Consider the following 4,665-nt stretch of genomic DNA (forward strand, 5'->3'; position numbering starts at 1 on the left):
CGCTTGCAGCGTTGATGCGGAGCCTGTGGGAGCGGGTTTACCCGCGAAGAAGGCGACCCGCCGGGTCAGGAAAACTCGAACGGCGCCAGCTGAAAGCCCTGCTCGTCAACCTGCAAGGCCCAACCGCGGCGGTCCCAGTCGCCCAGTACGATACGCCGTGCCGGCTGGCCATCGACCACCAGCTTGTGAATCGCTGGCCGATGGGTATGGCCATGCACCAAGGTGCGCACGCCATGCGCCGCCATTACCTTGGGGACTTCCTCTGGCGTGACGTCGACGATTTCGGTGGACTTCATCCGCACTTGCGTGCGGCTTTCGCTGCGCAGCTTGCGTGCCAGCTTGTAGCGGGCCGACAGCGGCAGGTGGCGCAGGATCCACAAGCTCAGCGGATTGCGCAGCAGGCGGCGCATCTTCATGTAGCCCAGGTCGCGGGTGCACAGGGTGTCGCCATGCATCAGCAGCACCTGTTCACCGCCCAGCTCGATCACGCTGGGGTCGCTCAACAAGGTGCAACCAGCGGCATCGCAGAAGGCCTGGCCAATCAGGAAGTCACGGTTGCCATGCATCAGGTAGATGGCCGTGCCACTGTCGCTCAGCCGGCGCATGGCCTGGCAGATCGACTGCTGGAAGGGCGTCATGGCATCGTCGCCAATCCACGCTTCGAAGAAGTCACCAAGAATGTACAGGGCCTTTGCGTGGCGGGCGCGGCCATCGAGCAGATCAAGAAACGCCCGGGAAATATCCGGGCGTTCTTCTTGCAGGTGCAGATCAGAGATCAGCAGAATCACTCAATGATCTCGGCTTTCTCGATGATTACGTCGTCCTTCGGTACGTCCTGGTGGCCAGCTTTGGAACCGGTGGCCACTTTTTCGATGGCGTCGACCACTTCACGGCCTTCGATCACTTCGCCGAATACGGCATAACCCCAGCCTTGCACGTTCTTGCCGCTGTGGTTGAGGAAGTCGTTGTCGGAGGCGTTGATGAAGAACTGCGCCGAGGCGGAGTGCGGCTCCATGGTACGGGCCATGGCAATGCTGTACTTCTTGTTCTTCAGGCCGTTGTCGGCTTCGTTCTGGATGCTGGCGCGGGTTTTCTTCTGGCTCATGCCGGCCTCGAAGCCGCCGCCCTGGATCATGAAGCCTTTGATCACACGGTGGAACACGGTGCCATTGTAGTGGCCGTCCTTGACGTACTGAACGAAGTTTTCGGTAGTCAGTGGCGCTTTCTCGGCGTCCAGTTGCAGGACGATGTCGCCGTGGTTGGTGCTCAGTTTGACTTTGGACATGCTGAAACTCGCTCTTTCAAGGCAATCAGAAATTAGGGTGCGCAGGGCGCCGGTTATCACCTGACGTATGTTCAGGCGATCACGACACATGGCGCGCACTGGCCATTTTGCCAGGCTGCGGCAAAAAGCCGTGATAAATCACATCAGTTTGTCCGGGCGCGGCTGTCAGCAGCTTGACTGCTTCGGCTATGATAGGCCCTTTGATTCAATCGGCCTACCCAGGCTGGACACACGCATTCAAGGATCCTATGAGCAAGCCCACTGCCGACAACGCGCCCAACGCCGCTGCCAAAGGCGCCCCCGCTGTCCCTGCGAACTTCCTGCGGCCGATCATCCAGGCCGACCTGGACTCGGGCAAGCACAGCAGTATCGTCACCCGTTTCCCGCCGGAGCCCAATGGTTATCTGCACATTGGCCACGCCAAGTCGATCTGCGTCAACTTCGGCCTGGCCAAGGAATTCGGCGGCTTCTGCCACCTGCGCTTCGACGATACCAACCCGGCCAAGGAAGACCAGGAGTACATCGACGCCATCCAGAGCGATGTGAAGTGGCTGGGCTTCGACTGGGCCGGCGACGTGCGCTATGCCTCCGACTATTTCGACCAGTTGCACGACTGGGCGGTCGAGCTGATCAAGCGCGGCAAGGCCTACGTCTGCGACCTCACCCCTGATCAAGCCAAGGAATACCGCGGCAACCTCAAGGAGCCGGGCAAGAACAGCCCGTTCCGCGAGCGTAGCGTGGAAGAAAACCTCGACCTGTTCGCCCGCATGAAGGCTGGCGAATTCCAGGACGGCGAGCGTGTGCTGCGGGCCAAGATCGACATGGCCTCGCCAAACATGAACCTGCGTGACCCTATCCTGTACCGCATTCGCCATGCCCACCACCACCAGACCGGCGACAAGTGGTGCATCTACCCCAACTACGACTTCACCCACGGCCAGTCGGACGCCATCGAGGGCATTACCCACTCGATCTGCACCCTTGAGTTCGAAGGGCATCGTCCGCTGTACGACTGGTTCCTCGACAACCTGCCGGTGCCGGCACACCCGCGCCAGTACGAGTTCAGCCGCCTGAACCTGAACTACACCATTACCTCCAAGCGCAAGCTCAAGCAGCTTGTGGACGAAAAGCACGTCGATGCCTGGGACGACCCACGCATGTCGACCCTGTCCGGCTTCCGTCGCCGTGGCTACACGCCGGCTTCGATCCGCAACTTCTGCGAAATGATCGGCACCAACCGCTCCGACGGTGTGGTCGACATGTCGATGCTCGAGTTCAGCATCCGTGACGACCTGGACCGCACCGCGCCACGTGCGATGTGTGTGCTGCGCCCGCTGAAAGTGGTCATCACCAACTACCCTGAAGGCCAGGTCGAGCAGCTTGAGCTGCCACGTCACCCGAAGGAAGACATGGGCGTGCGTGTGCTGCCGTTCTCCCGCGAGCTGTACATCGACCGCGACGACTTCATGGAAGAACCGCCGAAGGGCTACAAGCGCCTGGAACCGGCCGGTGAAGTGCGCCTGCGCGGCAGCTACGTGATTCGTGCTGACGAAGCCATCAAGGACGCCGACGGCAATATCGTCGAACTGCGCTGCTCGTACGACCCGGACACCCTCGGCAAGAACCCGGAAGGCCGCAAGGTCAAAGGTGTGATCCACTGGGTTCCGGCTGAAGGCAGCGTCGAATGCGAAGTGCGCCTGTACGACCGCCTGTTCCGCTCGCCCAACCCGGAAAAGACCGAGGAGGGCGGTAGCTTCCTCGACAACATCAACCCGGCTTCGCTGCAAGTGCTCAGCGGTTGCCGTGCCGAGCCGTCGCTGGCACAGGCGCAGCCCGAGGACCGCTTCCAGTTCGAACGCGAAGGCTACTTCTGCGCCGACCTGAAAGACAGCCAGCCGGGTCGCCCGGTGTTCAACCGCACTGTCACCCTGCGTGACTCCTGGGGCAGCTGAGGAACCGCCGTGCTTACCATCTACAACACCCTGAGCAAAACCAAGGAAGTCTTCAAGCCGCTGGATGGCAACAAGGTGCGCATGTACGTGTGCGGCATGACCGTGTACGACTACTGCCACCTTGGTCATGGCCGCAGCATGGTGGCGTTCGACCTGGTCACCCGCTGGCTGCGCAAGAGCGGCTACGAGTTGACCTATGTGCGCAACATCACCGACATCGATGACAAGATCATCAATCGGGCCAACGAGAACGGCGAAACCTTCGACGCCCTCACTGCCCGCATGATCGACGCGATGCACGAAGACGAGCGCCGCCTGAACATTTTGCCGCCGGACCAGGAGCCGCGTGCCACCGACCATATCGCTGGCATGCACGCGATGATCCAGACCCTGATCGACAAAGGGTACGCCTACGCGCCAGGCAATGGCGATGTGTACTACCGGGTCGGCAAGTTCGTCGGCTACGGCAAGCTGTCGCGCAAGAAGATCGAAGACTTGCGTATCGGTGCACGCATCGAGGTCGACGAAGCCAAGCAGGACCCGCTCGACTTCGTCCTGTGGAAGGGTGTCAAGCCGGGCGAGCCAAGCTGGGAATCGCCATGGGGCCCGGGTCGCCCGGGCTGGCACATCGAGTGCTCGGTCATGTCCACCTGCTGCCTGGGCGAGAGCTTCGACATTCACGGCGGCGGCAGCGACCTGGAGTTCCCGCACCACGAGAACGAGATTGCCCAGAGCGAGGCGGCCACTGGCAAGCAGTACGCCAACGCCTGGATGCATTGCGGCATGATCCGTATCAACGGCGAGAAGATGTCCAAGTCGTTGAACAACTTCTTCACCATCCGCGACGTGCTCGAGAAGTACCACCCGGAGGTGGTGCGCTACCTGCTGGTGGCCAGCCACTACCGCAGCGCGATCAACTACTCGGAAGACAGCCTGCGTGACGCCAAGGGCGCGCTGGAGCGCTTCTACCACGCGCTGCGCGGCCTGCCACGGGTGGCGGCCAAGGGTGGCGAAGCGTTTGTCGAGCGCTTCAGCGTGGCGATGAACGACGACTTCGGCACCCCGGAAGCCTGTGCCGTTCTGTTCGACCTGGTGCGCGAGATCAACCGCCTGCGCGACAGCGACGTGGAGGCCGCTGCTGGCCTGGCCGGTCGACTGCGCGAGCTGGGTGATGTACTGGGTGTGCTGCAACTGGAGGCCGATGACTTCCTGCGTGCCGGTGCCGAAGGCAAGGTCGATGCGGCTGAAGTCGAGGGCTTGATCCAGGCGCGCCTGAAGGCGCGTGCGGAAAAGAACTGGGCCGAGTCTGACCGCATTCGCGATCAGCTGACCGCCATGGGTGTAGTGCTGGAAGACAGCAAGGGCACGACGACCTGGCGCCTGGCTGACTAAAGCAACTGGGGCTGCGTTGCAGCCCTTCGCGGGCAC

At 61.9% G+C, this 4,665-nt stretch carries 4 protein-coding genes; 2 read left to right on the forward strand and 2 right to left on the reverse strand.

Features of this window, described 5'->3' with window-relative positions; all coding sequences use genetic code 11:
* Positions 1-65: 65 nt before the first annotated feature.
* Entirely contained in the window at positions 66-788 is a 723-nt protein-coding gene (locus ACTJJN_RS10370) for a UDP-2,3-diacylglucosamine diphosphatase (RefSeq protein WP_012052537.1), read from the reverse strand.
* Positions 785-1,285 carry a peptidylprolyl isomerase gene (locus tag ACTJJN_RS10375; protein ID WP_010953805.1) on the reverse strand — a complete coding sequence of 167 codons (501 nt, stop codon included), beginning with the start codon at positions 1,283-1,285 and terminating at the stop codon, positions 785-787. The genes ACTJJN_RS10370 and ACTJJN_RS10375 overlap by 4 nt, the downstream gene beginning before the upstream one ends.
* 248 nt (positions 1,286-1,533) lie before the next feature.
* On the opposite strand from ACTJJN_RS10375, the gene ACTJJN_RS10380 reads away from it, so the two are divergent.
* Both ACTJJN_RS10380 and cysS read left to right on the forward strand, forming a co-directional pair.
* Complete coding sequence (locus ACTJJN_RS10380) at positions 1,534-3,237, forward strand: glutamine--tRNA ligase/YqeY domain fusion protein (RefSeq protein ID WP_440781225.1); 1,704 nt, start codon at positions 1,534-1,536, stop codon at positions 3,235-3,237.
* Between the two features lie 9 nt (positions 3,238-3,246).
* On the forward strand, positions 3,247-4,629 hold the full coding sequence (gene cysS, locus ACTJJN_RS10385) for a cysteine--tRNA ligase (protein ID WP_324737046.1): 1,383 nt from the start codon (positions 3,247-3,249) through the stop codon (positions 4,627-4,629).
* The last annotated feature ends 36 nt before the right edge of the window (positions 4,630-4,665 follow it).

Origin of the sequence: Pseudomonas sp. 22515, from assembly GCF_052044625.1 — a bacterium.
In the GTDB taxonomy this organism is placed as follows: Bacteria; Pseudomonadota; Gammaproteobacteria; order Pseudomonadales; family Pseudomonadaceae; genus Aquipseudomonas; species Aquipseudomonas alloputida.

Excerpts from the sequence above, each read along its gene's own strand:
- ACTJJN_RS10380 (WP_440781225.1), top strand. The coding sequence starts at position 1,534 with ATGAGCAAGCCCACTGCCGACAACGCGCCCAACGCCGCTGCCAAAGGC.
- ACTJJN_RS10375 (WP_010953805.1), bottom strand. The coding sequence starts at position 1,285 with ATGTCCAAAGTCAAACTGAGCACCAACCACGGCGACATCGTCCTGCAA.